Origin of the sequence: Marinobacter sp. SS13-12 (genome assembly GCF_030227115.1) — a bacterium.
Classification (GTDB): Bacteria; Pseudomonadota; Gammaproteobacteria; order Pseudomonadales; family Oleiphilaceae; genus Marinobacter.
Genome location: NZ_JASSUA010000003.1, coordinates 41,673 through 57,423 on the forward strand (window position 1 = coordinate 41,673; position 15,751 = coordinate 57,423).

The 15,751-nt window shown below is 58.4% G+C and carries 15 protein-coding genes; 5 read left to right on the top strand and 10 right to left on the bottom strand.

What is annotated here, in order from left to right; all coding sequences use genetic code 11:
- Window positions 1–10 precede the first annotated feature (10 nt).
- The 7 genes from QPL94_RS16115 to metG are packed head-to-tail and all read right to left on the bottom strand — an operon-like array spanning window position 11 to window position 7,588.
- Window positions 11–727 carry an electron transport complex subunit E gene (locus QPL94_RS16115; RefSeq protein ID WP_285358799.1) on the bottom strand — a complete coding sequence of 239 codons (717 nt, stop codon included), beginning with the start codon at window positions 725–727 and terminating at the stop codon, window positions 11–13.
- A gap of 2 nt (window positions 728–729) precedes the next feature.
- Window positions 730–1,431, bottom strand: coding sequence for an electron transport complex subunit RsxG (rsxG, locus tag QPL94_RS16120; protein ID WP_285358800.1), 702 nt, complete (start codon window positions 1,429–1,431; stop codon window positions 730–732).
- Window positions 1,432–1,434: 3 nt separating this feature from the next.
- The gene (gene rsxD / locus QPL94_RS16125) at window positions 1,435–2,484 is read right to left on the bottom strand and encodes an electron transport complex subunit RsxD (RefSeq protein WP_285358802.1); all 1,050 of its coding nucleotides are present in this window, start codon (window positions 2,482–2,484) and stop codon (window positions 1,435–1,437) included.
- 21 nt (window positions 2,485–2,505) lie between these two features.
- Window positions 2,506–4,332 (bottom strand): electron transport complex subunit RsxC, encoded by a 1,827-nt coding sequence (rsxC, locus tag QPL94_RS16130; RefSeq protein WP_285358803.1) that lies wholly within the window; start codon window positions 4,330–4,332, stop codon window positions 2,506–2,508.
- Window positions 4,332–4,910, bottom strand: a complete 579-nt coding sequence (rsxB, locus tag QPL94_RS16135; RefSeq protein ID WP_285358805.1) for an electron transport complex subunit RsxB — start codon at window positions 4,908–4,910, stop codon at window positions 4,332–4,334. The genes rsxC and rsxB overlap by 1 nt, the downstream gene beginning before the upstream one ends.
- A gap of 30 nt (window positions 4,911–4,940) precedes the next feature.
- Window positions 4,941–5,522, bottom strand: coding sequence for an electron transport complex subunit RsxA (rsxA, locus tag QPL94_RS16140; protein WP_285358806.1), 582 nt, complete (start codon window positions 5,520–5,522; stop codon window positions 4,941–4,943).
- 32 nt (window positions 5,523–5,554) lie between these two features.
- Window positions 5,555–7,588, bottom strand: coding sequence for a methionine--tRNA ligase (gene metG / locus QPL94_RS16145; RefSeq protein WP_285358808.1), 2,034 nt, complete (start codon window positions 7,586–7,588; stop codon window positions 5,555–5,557).
- A gap of 163 nt (window positions 7,589–7,751) precedes the next feature.
- Between metG and apbC the strand changes: the two genes are divergently transcribed.
- From apbC to QPL94_RS16165, 4 genes are all read left to right on the top strand, one after another.
- Complete coding sequence (gene apbC, locus QPL94_RS16150; RefSeq protein WP_285358810.1) at window positions 7,752–8,852, top strand: iron-sulfur cluster carrier protein ApbC; 1,101 nt, start codon at window positions 7,752–7,754, stop codon at window positions 8,850–8,852.
- Window positions 8,853–9,081: 229 nt separating this feature from the next.
- Window positions 9,082–9,648 (top strand): dCTP deaminase, encoded by a 567-nt coding sequence (gene dcd, locus QPL94_RS16155; RefSeq protein WP_137434054.1) that lies wholly within the window; start codon window positions 9,082–9,084, stop codon window positions 9,646–9,648.
- A 28-nt stretch (window positions 9,649–9,676) separates the two neighbouring features.
- Window positions 9,677–10,276 (top strand): YjaG family protein, encoded by a 600-nt coding sequence (locus QPL94_RS16160; RefSeq protein ID WP_285358812.1) that lies wholly within the window; start codon window positions 9,677–9,679, stop codon window positions 10,274–10,276.
- A gap of 69 nt (window positions 10,277–10,345) precedes the next feature.
- Complete coding sequence (locus QPL94_RS16165; RefSeq protein WP_285358813.1) at window positions 10,346–11,617, top strand: valine--pyruvate transaminase; 1,272 nt, start codon at window positions 10,346–10,348, stop codon at window positions 11,615–11,617.
- 12 nt (window positions 11,618–11,629) lie between these two features.
- Here QPL94_RS16165 and QPL94_RS16170 read toward each other — a convergent pair whose 3' ends face one another.
- The 3 genes from QPL94_RS16170 to purM all read right to left on the bottom strand — a co-directional run bounded on the left by QPL94_RS16170 (window position 11,630) and on the right by purM (window position 14,203).
- The gene (locus QPL94_RS16170; RefSeq protein WP_285358814.1) at window positions 11,630–12,373 is read right to left on the bottom strand and encodes a DUF3108 domain-containing protein; all 744 of its coding nucleotides are present in this window, start codon (window positions 12,371–12,373) and stop codon (window positions 11,630–11,632) included.
- 85 nt (window positions 12,374–12,458) lie between these two features.
- Entirely contained in the window at window positions 12,459–13,142 is a 684-nt protein-coding gene (gene purN / locus QPL94_RS16175; RefSeq protein ID WP_285358815.1) for a phosphoribosylglycinamide formyltransferase, read from the bottom strand.
- Window positions 13,139–14,203, bottom strand: a complete 1,065-nt coding sequence (gene purM, locus QPL94_RS16180; protein WP_285358818.1) for a phosphoribosylformylglycinamidine cyclo-ligase — start codon at window positions 14,201–14,203, stop codon at window positions 13,139–13,141. Before purM ends, purN begins: the two co-directional genes overlap by 4 nt.
- Window positions 14,204–14,401: 198 nt before the next feature.
- Here purM and QPL94_RS16185 point away from each other — a divergent pair, with 198 nt between their 5' ends.
- A complete protein-coding gene (locus QPL94_RS16185; protein ID WP_285358820.1) occupies window positions 14,402–15,718 on the top strand; it encodes a DUF2066 domain-containing protein in 1,317 nt (438 codons plus the stop codon).
- The last annotated feature ends 33 nt before the right edge of the window (window positions 15,719–15,751 follow it).

Genomic DNA, 15,751 nt, shown 5'->3' on the forward strand with positions numbered 1-15,751 from the left:
GGCCATGAATTCAGGAAACGTGCCCGGTAACCCGGACCCGCTTGCTTCCGGAGGCTACCGGGGCGGGTTCGCTGGCCTTGCGGCGTTCCTCCAGGTGGCTGTCGATGTCGTTTTTCAGGGCAATCAGCAGCCCGAGGCCAACAAAGGCGCCGGGCGGCAATACCATAAAAAGCATATCCGGATAGTTTTCAAATGGTCGGATGACCCAGTCAGCAGCAGCGGGGCCGAGCAGCAGGTTCATGTCCACAAACAGACTTCCCTGGCCAATGAGCTCTCGCATGCCGCCGAGCACGATCAGAACGGCCAGAAAGCCGATTCCCATCATGGTTCCGTCCAGCAGGGCAGGGCCTGGTGCGTTTCTGGAAGCAAAGGCATCGGCCCGGCCCAGGATCGCGCAGTTGGTCACGATCAGCGGTATAAAAATGCCCAGTATCTGGTAGAGCTGGTAGGTGAAGGCCTGCATCAGTAGTTCGGCGCAGGTCACGAATGAAGCGATGATCATCACAAAAGCGGGCAACCGTACGGATTCACTGACGAAATTGCGGATAAGTGACACCGCAAGATTGGAACCCATCAGCACCATCAGGGTCGCCAGGCCCAGTCCGATGGCATTGACCACGGTGCTGGTGACGGCCAGCAGAGGGCAGAGCCCGAGCACCTGTACCAGTGCCGGGTTGTTGGTCCAGAGTCCGTCGCGGATGATTTCGCTGGAAGGTTTGGTTGCCATGATCAGGAATGCTCCGTATTGGACGATTCGCCGGCAATTGCTTCGGGATTCAGGGTCTTTTCCCTCAGAGAGGGCGCTTCATTAAGTCGTTCTCGTATTATCTGGCGATTCTCGCGGAAATAGATCAGGGCTTTCTGAACAGCCTTGACCACGGCCCGCGGAGTAATCGTGGCGCCGGTGAACTGGTCAAACTCACCGCCGTTTTTCTTGACGTTCCATTCCCGGTGAGGGGGTTTGTCCAGAGACCGGCCTTCGAAGCTATAGATCCAGTCCGATTTTTTGGTTTCGATACGGTCACCCAGCCCGGGGGTTTCCCTGTGACCGGTTACCCGGACGCCCAGTATCGTGCCCTGCATATTCACACCAACCAGCAGGTTTATCTTGCCGGAGTAGCCGTCGGGCGCCACGATGGGCATGATCACGCCGATGGGGCGATCATCCTTGCGGGCAACCCAGACCGTGAGAGGGCCGGGCTGAGCCAGGCGTTCACTGGCCGGCAGTTGCACGGTGTCCCTCAGCAGATCGTTGGTGTGCCGGCTCTCCGGGATGATCTCGAACAGGGCCTGCGCCTCTGCACGGGCGGCCTGCTCCTGAATCCGTTCCTCGGTTATGGCCTGGGTCAAGGCAATGGTGCCACCGGTTATAACGGCGAACAAGCCAAGCCCGATGGCACTGCGACGGATTGATTGCGCGATGGCGGCCATGATTTACCCCTGACTGCCCGGCACACCCCGGCGGGCCTTGTGATGGCCGTAGGTCCGCGGTGGTGTGTAGTGGTCGATGAATGGCACGGCAAAGTTCATCAGCAGAACGCTGAAGGCTACGGCATCCGGGTAGTTGCCCCAGGTACGGATCAGGTAGATCAGGATACCGATGCCGGCGCCATAGATCAGTTTGCCCTGGTGACTGGTGGCGGCAGAGACCGGATCAGTGGCAATAAAAAAGGCACCGAGCATGGTGCCACCGGCGAGCAGGTGAAGTGACAGGGGCGCGTAAAGGTCGGCATTGCTACCAAAAGCCAGGCTCATCAAGGCCAGGCCGCCAAGAAAACCCGCGGGAATGTGCCAGGTGATGATTCGCAGGCCAATCAACAGCAGGCCGCCGGCAAGAAAGGCTGCGTTAACCCACTCCCAGCCCTTGGCAATGCCGTCACCAAAGGTGGGGTGGGCAAGCACTTCGGTCGCCGTGTGTCTGGCAATCTTGTGTTTGTATTCGTCCAGGGGTGTTGCCATGGTCCAGCCGTCGATGGCTGTTTGCTGGCCCGAGGCAATGGTTGCCAGGGTTTCGCCGAAGCCCGGGGCACCTTCCCAGAGCATGGCCGGTTCCGCCCAGTTGGTGGTCATGGCCACGGGGAAGGAAACGAGGACCAATGCATAGCCCACCATGGCCGGGTTGAAAGGATTGGAACCCAGCCCGCCGTATAGTTGCTTGGCGACGACGATGGCAGAAATAACCGCGACCGCCGACACCCACCAGGGGGTAAATTGCGGCAATGACAGCCCCAGCAGTAAGCCGGTAACAGCGGCGGTGTTGTCCCTGATAAAAAAGGCCACCGGTTTTTTCCTGAGCCGCAGCAGGGCCGCCTCCGAGGCAATGGCAACGGCGATGCAGAAGACCACGTTGATCAGGTTGCCCCAGCCGAAAAACAGAGTCTGGGCGAACAGGCCAGGCAATGCCGCAATCAGGACCCATAACATCACCCGGGATGTCGGTCGGGCCCTGTGGGCATGAGGTGAAGACTGCTGAACAAACGCCATGAATGTCGTGCCTGATTTCGTTTAATGGGTGGACTGGGGTTCGGTTGGCCGGGTGCCCGGTGTGTCACGGGCCTCAGCCAGAGCCTCTTCGGCCCGTTTAACCCGATCGTGGTTCTTCGCCACTGCGCGCTCTAGTTTCTCTACGTTGTCGGCCTGTTGCGCCTTCGCGTCATCGAGCATGCCCTGCATGGTTTCCAGCTTGGACCTGGCCTGATTCAGCTGCTTTTCCAGAGCCTCTGTATCCGGCTTCTCTGCGGCCGGCTGACTCGCCGGGGACGACTGGTTTGCTTCGGCTTTTGCCTTCTTGCGGGCCAGGGCCTGCTCGACAATAGCGGATTTGGCCGATCGCTCATCAACCGCGCTACCTTCAGCCGTTGCTTGTTCCGCCTCGGTCTGTTTCTTTGCCTGGGCTTCGGCCGCAGCCTTTGCCCGTTCCTTGCGACGGAGCTCTTTCTCTTCCTTCTCCCGTTCCAGGCGTGCCTGACGCGCCTCAAAACGCTCCCGGGCACGGTCCGATTTCAGTTGCTCTGCCCGCTGGACGCGGATTTCGTCCTTGGCAAAGCGATAGTATTGAACAAGCGGGATTGAGCTCGGGCACACGTAGGAACAGGCGCCACATTCAATGCAGTCGAACAGGTTCAGGTGCTCGGCTTTCTCGAGTTCAGTGGCCTTGGCGTGCCAGAACAGCTGTTGTGGCAGCAACTCCATGGGACAGACTTCGGCACACTGGCCGCAGCGGATACAGGGTTGCTCGGGCGGCGGCGCCGGCAGTTCGCTGGCCGTTGCTGCAATCACGCAGTTGGTGGTTTTGATCACCGGGACCGCTTCGGTTGAAAGCGTGTAGCCCATCATCGGACCACCGAGGACCAGCCGGCTGAGTTTGTCCTGTTGCACTCCAGCCTGTTCCAGCAGGTACTCGATCGGTGTGCCAATCAGAACCTCAAAATTACCCGGTTCGCGAACGGCATCGCCGGTGATGGTAACCGTCCGGGAGAGCAGTGGGAGGTCCTGGTAAACCGCCTGTGCTACGGCAACGGCAGTGCCGATGTTCTGGCACATAACTCCGATATCCGCCGGTATACCGCCACTGGGTACTTCCATGCCGGTAAGAATCTGAATCAGCTGTTTTTCGCCACCAGACGGGTATTTGGTCGGAATAACGGCGATTTCAGTCTGTGTGCCTTCGGTCGCCTTACGAAGGGCGGCGATGGCTTCCGGCTTGTTGTCTTCCACGCCGATAACGCAGCGTTCCGGGCGAAGAATCCAGGCCATGACTTTCAGGCCGGCAACAACCTCATCGGCTTTTTCCCGCATGGTCATGTCATCGGCGGTGATGTAGGGCTCACATTCAGCACCGTTGAGAATCAGGGTGTTTACCTTGCGGTCCCGGGGCGGCCGGAGCTTGATGTTGGTCGGAAAGCCGGCCCCGCCCATGCCGGAGATGCCGGCATCCCGGATCATCTCCAGGACCTGGCCGCGGTCGAGGGTGTGGAAGTCCTCCACCGGATTTCGCGGGCACCATTGGTCCTCGCCATCCGGCTTCAGGGTAATGCACCAGTCAGCCATTCCCGACGGATGGGGAACGGGATGTTCCGTAAGGCTCTCGATGATACCGGATGTAGGCGCATGAACGGGTACGCCCATGCCGGTTTTGACATCGGCGATCTTCTGCCCCTTGAGGACCCGCTCACCGACCTCGACAATGGCCTCGGCCGGGTCCCCGATATGTTGCTGGAGCGGCAGGATCAGCCGCTCGGGAATTCCGCAGCGGCGAATCGGACGGGACGTTGAAATGTCTTTGTGTTCCAGAGGATGAATGCCACCGGAGAAATCCCAAAGCTGACTCATCAGGCACTGGCTCCCTGACGATCGGTGGCAATGAGCCCTGACGCTGGCGGAGTCCAGGTCCAGGTGCGGATGTCCGGTTCAACCGTCACCATGTCGATGCAATCCACAGGGCAGGGCTCGACACAGAGGTCGCAGCCTGTGCATTCGCTTTCAATGACGGTGTGCATGTGTTTTGCGGCCCCGAGAATGGCATCTACCGGGCAGGCCTGAATGCATTTGGTGCAGCCGATACACTCGTCTTCACGAATAACAGCAACCCGCTTGACCTGCTCAACGCCATGCTCGGCATCCAGCGGTTCCGGCTCTACATCCAGAAGATCCGCCAAGGCCTTGATGGTGGCTTCACCTCCGGGAGGGCACTTGTTAATGGGGCCACCCTCTGCGATGGACTCGGCATAGGGCCGGCAACCCGGGTAGCCACACTGCCCGCACTGTGTCTGCGGCAACAGGGCGTCAATCTGGTCTGCCAGCGGGTTGCCTTCCACCCGGAAACGTTCAGCTGCAAAGCCGAGCAGGCCGCCGAATATAACGGCCAGGGCCAGAAGCACCAGAACGGCAACAAGAACGCCTGTCCACATAATCGTATTACTCCTAATCCTGTCGCCCCGTCAAACGCTTACCAGGCCGCTGAAGCCCAGAAACGCCAATGACATCAGCCCGGCCGTCACCAATCCGATGGCAGCCCCGCGAAACGCCACCGGCACATCGGCGACGGCGATGCGCTCACGCATGGCGGCAAACAGGACCAGCACCATGGAAAAACCGGCGGCCGCGCCGAACCCGTATAAAACCGATTCAACGAAGTTGTTGTTCCTGTTTATATTGAGCAGGGCGACACCGAGTACAGCACAGTTGGTGGTAATCAGGGGGAGGAAGATCCCCAGCACCCGATAGAGCAGCGGGCTGGTCTTGCGCACGACCATTTCCGTGAACTGGACTACGACGGCAATCACAAGGATAAAGGTGATTGTCCGGAGGAAGGCCAGGTCAAGCGGCTCCAGAAGGTAGGTATAGGCCAGGTAGCTGCACACCGAAGCCAGGGTCAGCACAAAGGTGGTGGCCAGGGACATACCCATGGCCGTTTCCAGTTTTCCGGAAACGCCCATGAACGGGCACAGGCCCAGGAACTGGACCAGCACAAAGTTGTTCACCAGAATGGTGCTGACCAGAATCAGCAGATACTCGGTCATTCGCCTTGCTCCATTGACCCGCGTGCCGGCCCTTACATAATACGCATGCCGGGCGTGGCACCGGAATCCGGGGACAGGATAAAGATATCCTTGCCACCAGGGCCTGCTGCCAGCACCATGCCTTCAGACATGCCGAACTTCATTTTGCGCGGCTTGAGGTTGGCAACCATCACTGTCAGGCGTCCTTCCAGATTTTCTGGCTTGTAAGCAGACTTGATACCAGCAAACACGTTGCGTTCGCCATGCCCCACGTCAAGGGTAAGGCGAAGAAGCTTGTCTGCACCCTCAACATGTTCGGCTTTCACAATTTTAACCACGCGGAGGTCGACTTTCGCGAAGTCGCCGAATTCTATCTCATCAGCGATTGGTTCAAGATTGGCTTCTGGCACTTTCTGTCCTGTCGCTGCAGGCAGTTCTTCCTTTGAGGCGTCCAGCATTTTATCGATCTGGGCCATCTCGACGCGGTTCATCAGTGGCTTGAACTTGTTGATGCTGTGGTTCTCGAGGCGCTGTTCACGCTTGTTCCAGTCCAGCGGGGCATTCAGGAATCCCTCCGAGGCCTTGGCGGTTTCCGGAAGTACCGGTGCCAGGTAGGTCATCAGCAGGTGGAACATGTTGATGGCGTTGGTACAGATGGCCTGCAGGTTGTCGTCCTGGCCTTCCTGCTTGGCAATCACCCAGGGCTGCTCGTCGTTTACATACTGGTTGGCGATATCCGCCAGCTCGATGATGCGACGCATGGCACGGCCGAATTCCCGGGCTTCGTAGAAGTCCGCGATTTCTTCCCCGGCATCAATAAACTCTTTGAGCCTGTCGTGTTCGGTCACGGTGCCGAGCTGGCCATCGAAGCGCTTGGTGATAAACCCGGCACTGCGACTGGCGATGTTCACCACCTTGCCCACCAGGTCCGAGTTGACCCGCGCAGCGAAGTCTTCCAGATTCAAGTCCATGTCATCGACGCTGCCGGTAAGCTTGGCGGCGAAGTAGTAACGCAGGTATTCCGGGTTCAGGTGGTCCAGATAGGTGCGGGCCATTATAAAAGTGCCCCGGGACTTGGACATCTTCTTGCCATTCACCGTTACAAATCCATGGGCCCAGACCGCGCTCGGGGTGCGGAAACCGGCGCTGTGGAGCATGGATGGCCAGAACAGGGCGTGGAAGTTGATGATGTCCTTGCCGATGAAGTGGTAGACCTCGGCGGTGGAATCCGCTTTCCAGAAGTGCTCGAAATCAATGTCTTCCCGGTTACACAGGTTCTTGAAGCTGGCCAGGTAACCGATGGGGGCGTCAAGCCAGACATAGAAATACTTGCCCGGTGCATCCGGAATCTCGAAGCCGAAGTAGGGCGCATCGCGGCTGATGTCCCATTCCTGCAGGCCGGCATCCAGCCACTCGGCCAGCTTGTTGGCCACCTGGGGCTGCAGGGTGCCGCTGCGGGTCCAGTTGGCGAGAAAGTCTGCGAACGCCGGCAGGCGGAAGAAATAGTGCTCGGACTCTTTCTCGACAGGCGTGGCGCCGGAGACCGCCGAGCGGGGGTTGATCAGCTCCGCCGGGGTATAGGTGGCGCCACAGGCTTCACAGTTGTCACCGTACTGGTCTTCGGTCTTGCACTTGGGGCAGGTGCCCTTGATAAACCGGTCCGCCAGGAACATGTTCTTTTCCGGGTCATACGCCTGGGTAATCTTGCGGGTGGCAATGTGGCCGTTTTCCTGCAGCTGGCGGTAGATGTACTCAGAAAACTGGCGGTTCTCCTCGGAGTGGGTGGTGTAGTAGTTGTCGAAACGGATATGGAAACCGCCAAAATCCTGTTGATGTTCCTCCCGGATGCGGTCGATCAGGTTTTCGGACGAGATGCCCTCACGCTCGGCCCGCAGCATGATCGCGGTACCGTGGGCGTCGTCCGCGCAGACGTAATAGCAGTTCTGGCCACGCATTTTCTGATAGCGCACCCAGATATCGGTCTGAATGTATTCCAGCAGATGGCCCAGATGGATGGGGCCATTGGCGTATGGCAGGGCGCTGGTTACCAGAATATCGCGCTGTTGCTTTGAACTCGCTTGCGTCATGGTTTGGTCCGAACCTTCATTCGTCAGGAGTTGGGCGTTCGCGTTTGCCGGCCTTGTTCAGGGTCAAAACTCCTTATGGCCAGAAACGGGCACAGATGATACCTTCCAAGCAAAGTTTTTTCACCCGAAACACCTGCTTTCAGCGCTTTATCCGGAGACTCCGATGGCACAGATTTCACAGCACGCACTGGAAACCGCCGTAAAACAGTACCGTGATCCCTATCTCGCCAAAGATCTGTACGAGCTGGGCGCCGTGAAATCCCTGACAGCTGACGACAGCGGCAAGGTCACGGCCATGATCGAGCTGCCATACCCCTCAAAAGGTATCGCCGGCGCGCTGAAAGAACTGCTCACCAATGCCCTGGACGACGTTGAAGGCGTTGAAAGCGTGGATGTCCATGTGGGACAGCGTATCCACTCCCACAAGGGCCAGAAAGACATCCAGTCCGTGCCCGGCGTGAAAAACATCATCGCCGTCGCCTCCGGCAAGGGCGGTGTGGGAAAATCCACGACTGCCGTCAACCTGGCCCTGGCCCTGCAAGCCGAAGGCGCCCGCGTCGGCATCCTCGACGCCGACATCTACGGCCCCAGCATAGGCATGATGCTGGGTGTCCCTGAGGGAAAGCGCCCGGAAACCCGGGAGAACAAATACTTCGTTCCCATGGAAGCCCATGGCCTGCAGGCCAACTCCATGGCCTTCGTGGTCACCGACAAAACCCCCATGGTCTGGCGCGGCCCCATGGTCAGTGGTGCCGTCATGCAGCTGCTGCAACAGACCCTGTGGAATGAACTGGACTACCTAATCATCGACATGCCCCCCGGCACCGGCGATATCCAGCTCACCATCGCCCAGAAAGTCCCGGTCACCGGCGCCGTGATCGTTACCACACCCCAGGACATCGCCCTGCTGGACGGCAAGAAAGGCATCGAAATGTTCCGCAAGGTGGAAATCCCGGTACTGGGCGTGGTGGAAAACATGAGCGTCCACATCTGCAGCAACTGTGGCCACGAAGAGCCCCTGTTCGGCCACGGCGGTGGCGAACGCATCGCCGAAGAATACGACACCACGCTACTCGGACAGCTGCCGCTGCACATGACCATCCGCGAACAGACCGACGGTGGTAAACCCTCGGTGGTGGCAGAGCCAGACTCGGAAGTGGCAAGACGATACAAGGACATCGCTCGAAGGGTAGGCGCTGAACTTTCTACCCGCGAAAGAAACCTGACGGGCTCTATTTCCAGTGTTTCCGTAACAGAACACTGATCCACGCAAAAAGTCAGATCGCAAGAACAGGCAGGGCCTTCCGAAACTGTGAAAAACAAGGATGTTTTTCTCAAGCCTACATGGACGTATTAACGGCGTGTTTCGGAAGGCCTTGCCTGTTCTTGCAGCCCCCAAGCTAAAGGTGGAATTCAGAAGCCCAAAGCTTCGACAGTCATTAAGCGAACAGGTAAACTACCGCCTCTTTTTTTATGGATACGAGACGTCACCCATGAGTATCAAATCCGACCACTGGATTCGCCGGATGTCCCGGGAACACGGCATGATCGAGCCCTTCGAGTATGATCAGGTCCGCGAAACCGAAAAAGGCCGCGTAATCTCCTACGGCACATCCAGCTACGGCTACGATGTCCGTTGCAGCAACGAATTCAAAATCTTCACCAACGTCCACTCCGCCACCGTGGACCCGAAGAACTTCGACGAAAACAGCTTCGTCAACTACACCGGCGACGTCTGCATCATTCCGCCAAACTCCTTCGCCCTGGCCCGCACCGTGGAATACTTCCGTATCCCCCGCAGTGTACTGACCATCTGCCTGGGCAAATCCACCTATGCGCGTTGTGGCATTATCGTCAACGTCACACCGCTGGAGCCAGAGTGGGAAGGGCAGGTGACCCTGGAGTTTTCCAACACCACCAACCTGCCGGCCAAAATCTACGCTAACGAAGGCATCGCCCAGATGCTGTTCTTTGAGTCAGATGAAGTCTGCGATACCAGCTATAAGGACCGCGGCGGAAAATACCTGGGACAAACAGGCGTGACCCTGCCGCGAACATGAATGGCTTTATCCTCAGGAGAGATCCACAGTGAATGCCAATCAGTTTCTGAAAGCGGTATCACAGCTGCAGGGCTGGCGGGAATTCACCTTCCTGATGGCCCTTGCGGAGCGGTCGTTTCCTAACTACGCGCTGTTCGCCGACGCTGTTGAGCTGAAAACCGGCGCGAAAATGCGCCAGTTACTGGATATGGCCTGGGAAATGCTGCAAAAAGACGTTTCCGAAGCGGCCATCCCCCAGCTATTGGCAAAACTGGAAGCCCTGTCACCGGATGTGGATGCCTACGACGCCTACGGTGTCTACCCGGCTTTCGATTTCTGCCAGTTGCTTGAACAGGCGCTGCTGAACCGGCTCAACCCGGGCAAGCACCGCGCCACAGATGCCTCACAGATGGCCACGGCAACGGTGATGAACTTCATCGAGCTTTCTGAAGGGGGAGATCTGGACGAGGACGAGCTGGTCCGGCTGCTGGAGCAGCACCCGCTGATGAAAGAGGACAAGATCTTCCAGCGTGACCTGATTCTTGCCCTCAAGCGCCAGCGCACCCCCACCAGCCAGTTTGTGGAGCGTATCCGCGAGGACGCCGCCAACGAGGGCGTGAGTAACCTCGGTATCTCCCTGAACGACTGAGCGGCGGCGTTGCCGGCTCTGTCCTACACTGGGATGACAACCCGTTTTGAACCGATACAGACAAACACCATGAAACTCTCTTCGTTCGGCCGGAAATTTACCGCAGATGCGGGCATCACCTCGCTGATGGATGATCTTGGCAATGCGCTGGCATCCGGCGACGACATGATCATGATGGGCGGGGGCAATCCTGGCCATATTCCGGAAATCCAGGAACGGGTTCAGCAGATCCTGGCGGATATAGCCCGGAGCGAAGGCGACACCCGCCGAATGGTGGGTATCTACGATCCGCCCCAGGGCGAAAAACAGTTTATTGCGTCGTTGACGGAGTTGCTGAACCGGGAGTATGGCTGGGGCCTGAAGCCGGAGAATATTGCCCTGACCAACGGCAGTCAGGCGGCATTCTTCATGCTGTTCAACATGTTCGGCGGTGACTATGGCAACGGGGTGCACAAGCACATCCTGCTGCCCCTGGCGCCGGAATACATTGGTTACGCCGATGCGGGTATCGAGCCGGGGCTGTTTCACGCGGTGCAACCAGACATTTCTTTTACAGATGCCCACGAATTCAAATACCGCGTGGATTTCGATGCGGTTGAGGTTACTGGTGAAACCGGTGCCATCTGCGTTTCCCGCCCCACCAATCCCACTGGCAATGTGGTCACTGATGACGAACTGGCCAGGCTTGAAGCCATGGCGCGCCAGCACAATATCCCGTTGATTGTTGACGGAGCCTACGGCACGCCCTTTCCGAATCTGCTATTTGTCGATGCAACACCGCATTGGAACGAACAGGTGATTCTCTGTCTCAGCCTGTCGAAGTTTGGCCTGCCGGCTGTGCGCACGGGGATCGTTATTGCCGCAGAGCCGGTCATCAAGGCGTTGTCGGGCATTAACGCCATCATGAACCTGGCCACGGGCAGTTTTGGTGCCATGCTGGCGGAACCCCTGGTGCGTTCCGGGGAAATCCTGTCACTCAGCCGGGACGTGGTCTGCCCCTTCTACAAAGCGAAGATGGAACGCGCCGTCGCCGTATTCCGCGACGCCATGGGCGAAGACAGTTGTCGCTGGTATGTGCACAAACCCGAAGGCGCCATGTTCCTGTGGCTGTGGTTCCCGGACTTGCCCATTACCAGCCTTGAGCTTTATCAGCGGTTAAAGGAAAGGGGTGTACTGGTGGTTTCCGGGCATTACTTCTTCCCCGGATTACCGGAGGATGGCTGGCGGCATCGTCATGAATGCCTGCGGGTTACATACTCACAGGACGATGAGCGGGTGGCTCGGGGGTTGCGCATTATTGCCGAGGAGGTGAAGGCGGTCTGGGCCACTGCCGGGAAGTAAATGCCCGAATGCCTAGCGATCAAAAGAGGCCTGGTTAATGGTGAGCTCATACTCGCTGCCATCCGGTTCTACCTGAAGGAAGCGGATGAGCAGGTAGTTGCGTTCAGGTGCGAACCACATCAGGGATTGTCGCTTGCTATCACTGTCGCGGACTTTCTCTGCCTTGAGAGTCGTGACCTCTTCGCCATTGATTCGCCTGATTTCTTCATCAACGACCGCAAAACGATCGGTGTCGTAGTCACCCTTGTCGATCACCCGGTATTCCATTTCGCGCTTACCGGCCTTTATGTCCTGGCTCAACTGCAACTGGTAGCCCATGGGGTCAAGAGCGCCTTCTTCCAGCGCCATCGAAAACCTGTCTCCCTCATGGTGTCCGCTGACTACCATTTTGTCCCAGTCGAAGTCGATCGCTTCTTTCCTGTTTTTGATCAGGAAGCCGGAGAGCTCGTAACGGTAACGCAGGGGGACCACCTGATTATTCTCCCAGCGAAAGATCAGGGTTTCGTCGATATCGGCGATAAACGAGTCCACATCGGTGCGGAAACGCCAGGTGCCGTCATCCCGTTTTTCCAGAATGCGGCGGGCACTGCCTTTGAGGGAGATGCCCTTGTCCATGGACGCGTTATAGCTGAGCTCCATGGGGTGAAGAGGGACCTGTTCCGTAGCTTCTTCTGACGGCTGTGCGAGGGCGGCTCCAGAAAGTAGCAACCAGGCCAGCAGAGCTGGCAAGACTGTGGCGCTGTGTTTCAGGTGCATAGAACTTCTCCGGTTGCACAATGGCAGGTGTACTTGCCTCTGGACAGTCTAACCTGCCGAATGGCTCCCACAGATGACGATAACGTCACTCAGCGGCCGCTGCGGCACCATCGTCCGGAAGCACAAGGGGGCTGTTCAGGGGCTGACCGTCGAAAACCACATAATCAGAGCCAAGCTGAATGCGCCCTTCGCAGAACCAGCGAACAACGATGGGGTAGAGCACATGCTCTTTGCGTTGCACCTTTTCGGCAAGAGATTCGGCGGTATCGTCCGGGGCCACGATGACTTCTGCCTGGGCGATAATGGGGCCGCCATCCAGTTCTTCAGTGACAAAGTGGATGGACGCGCCATGAACCTTTTCGCCCGCCTCCAGAGCGCGTTGATGGGTATTCAGCCCGGTATACTTTGGCAGCAGCGAGGGGTGGACGTTCAGCAGGGTGCCGCGCAAGGCCTGTACGAAATCCGTGGTGAGAATGCGCATGAATCCTGCCAGCACGATCAGATCCGGATTGTGGCGGCGGATCTCGGCCATCAGTGCGCCGTCGAATTCCTCACGGGATCCGTATCGGGTGTGGTCCACGGTGAATGTGTCAATATTTGCCTGTGCCGCGCGTTCAAGGGCGAACGCCTTGGGCCGGTTGCAGCCGACGGCTACGATCTGGCCCGGAAAATCGCGCTCGCGACTGGCGTCAATCAGAGCCTGCAGATTGGTCCCGCTTCCGGAGGCCAGAACCAGAATGCGAGGGGCGGTTACGGAATCTGCCTTCATGTCGACAGCAGCCCCGGCGCATAGCGTACAGACGCTGAGGAAGCGGAGTCTTCCGCTGCTTCAATAATGCCGATCTGCCAGACCTTTTCACCCAGTGCGTTCAACGTATCCAGCGCCAGTTCGCGCTGATTGGCAGGAACGCAGACGACCATGCCCACGCCACAATTGAAGGTGCGGTACATCTCTTCGATGGCGACACCGCCGGCTTCTTTCAGCCACTGGAAAACCGGGGGCAGCTTCCAGCTGTCGGTGTCAATAGCGGCGACCATACCGTCTGGCAGAACCCGGGGAATGTTTTCTGGCAGACCACCACCGGTGATGTGGGAGAGCGCGCGAATATCCACTTCACGGGCCAGTTGAAGCAGGTTTTTTACATAGATACGGGTCGGTGCCATCAGCGCATCCGCGAGGGTGGTGTCACCGATGGTCTGGTCAAGGTTCGCGTCGCTGACTTCCAGGATCTTGCGGATCAGTGAATAACCGTTGGAGTGGGGGCCGGACGAACCCAGCGCCAGCAAGACATCGCCGGCCTGCACGCGGCTGCCATCGATGATTTCACTGCGCTCGGCAACACCCACACAGAAGCCGGCCAGGTCGTAATCGTCGCCTTCGTACATGCCCGGCATTTCGGCAGTCTCTCCGCCCACCAGGGAGCAGCCTGCCTGTTCGCAGCCACGGCCAATGCCTTCGACCACCTGGGCCGCCACATCCACATTGAGCTTGCCAGTGGCGTAATAGTCGAGGAAGAACAGAGGCTCCGCGCCGCCTACAACCAGATCATTCACACACATGGCCACCAGGTCGATGCCGATGGTGTCGTGTTTCTGAAGCTGCATGGCAAGCCTGAGCTTGGTGCCTACTCCGTCTGTGCCAGAAACCAGAACCGGCTCATGGTAGCCCTGGGGAATGGCAACCATCGCGCCAAATCCTCCGAGGCCGCCGAGAACCTCCGGGCGACGTGTGCGTGCAGCCGTGTTCTTGATGCGGTTGACGAGTTCGTTTCCTGCGTCAATATCAACGCCGGCGTCACGATAGGTGAGGGAGGGCTTGTGTTCGCTCATGGTGTGCTTAACCGTTTGGACAGTGGGTCAGGCGGCGGATTTTAACAGGTGCGGAGTGGCGCTCCAAATGCAATTGCCAAGTTTGCCGTTGTGTCGGCATTCGCGGGCTGTATTGACTTTCTGCAATCCCGCCTGGCTACTCACACCATGGGGCTTGGTGTATCCTATGCGCCATTCAGACGAATTGCAGGGTGGTTCATGCCAGACTCAGGAAAAATCTCGATGCAGGCAGCGCGGTTAATCCGTCGGTCAGTGCGGTTATTCGGTCTTCTGGCGCTGATCGCAGCACCGGCCTCCGCCGTTACGGTTACCGGGCTCTACTCGGTGGAAGTGCCAGTGGCGAGCTCACAGCCGGCAGACCTGGAACAGGGGTACGCGGATGGCCTGAGCCAGGTTTTCGTGCGCGTGTCCGGCACCCGTGACGTGCTTGGCAATGAAGGGGTCAAAGCGCTGCTGGACGATGCCGAGTCCCTGTTGCAGTCCTATCAGTTTCTGCGTTCGGACAGGGATCAGCACCTCCTGCGCATGTCGTTTGGCGCTGTCGGGGTCAATCGCGCCCTCGCTTCCGTCGACGCGCCGGTCTGGGGCGCCAATCGACCCCTGACCCTCGCCTGGATTGCCGTCGAAGAAAATGGCCGTCGTACCCTTGTGCATGCTGACGGGGAAGACAGCAGCGGGAATGGCCAGTGGCGGCAGATATTTGAGAATGCGGCGGTAGACCGGGGCCTTCCGGTCAGCCTGCCACCGGCGGACTATGATCAGGACCGCGAGCTGCTTTCCGATATCTGGGGCCAGTTTACTTCCAGTGTCAGGAGCGCTTCTGAAGAGCTTGAGTATGACCTGATGTCCCTGGTGCGGGTCCGACGCTCTGGCTCCCAGTGGCGTGCCGGATGGGTTTTTGATGGCATGGGACTGGACAGCACGGAACAGTCGGTGACCGCGGATACCAAAGAAGAACTGGCCGCCCGGGTTGTCGGGCGCTGGGCCGAAATGTTTGCGGATCGCTATGCGGTCGCCGGGAGTGATGTGGGTGAATCGCCACAGGTGGATATTGTGGTGCATGGTGTAACTGACCTGACGGATTATGCCAGTGTAAACGGCGTGCTCAAGAACCTGTCTCCGGTACTCGAAGCGGGCGCTACACAGGCTCGTGAGAACCAGTTAAAACTGCGGGTGGTGTTTTCCGGGGAAATGGAACAGCTGAAACAGTACATCGCTCTTGACCCGCGCCTGGTACCGCTGTCTGATGCCGAAGTGTCCCGGATGCCTTCCGATGATACTGTTGATTCAGGTGAGGAGAGCGCTGAGGAGCCCGTCCAGCAGGCACCGGAAGGTGGTTTCGCGCTGGCAGAAGACAGTGCCGAGAATGCCAGTTCGCCGGCTAACCCTCTGTTCGTATACCAGCCGCTACTGATGGATGAAGAAGAATCGGAACAGGCATTCGAGTCACTCTATCAGGTGCTGCATTATCGCTGGCAGCCCGCTTCGATTGTTGATTCGGAAAACGGAGAGTAATTTCCGGGTGCCGCAAGGAGAGAGAGGCGTGTC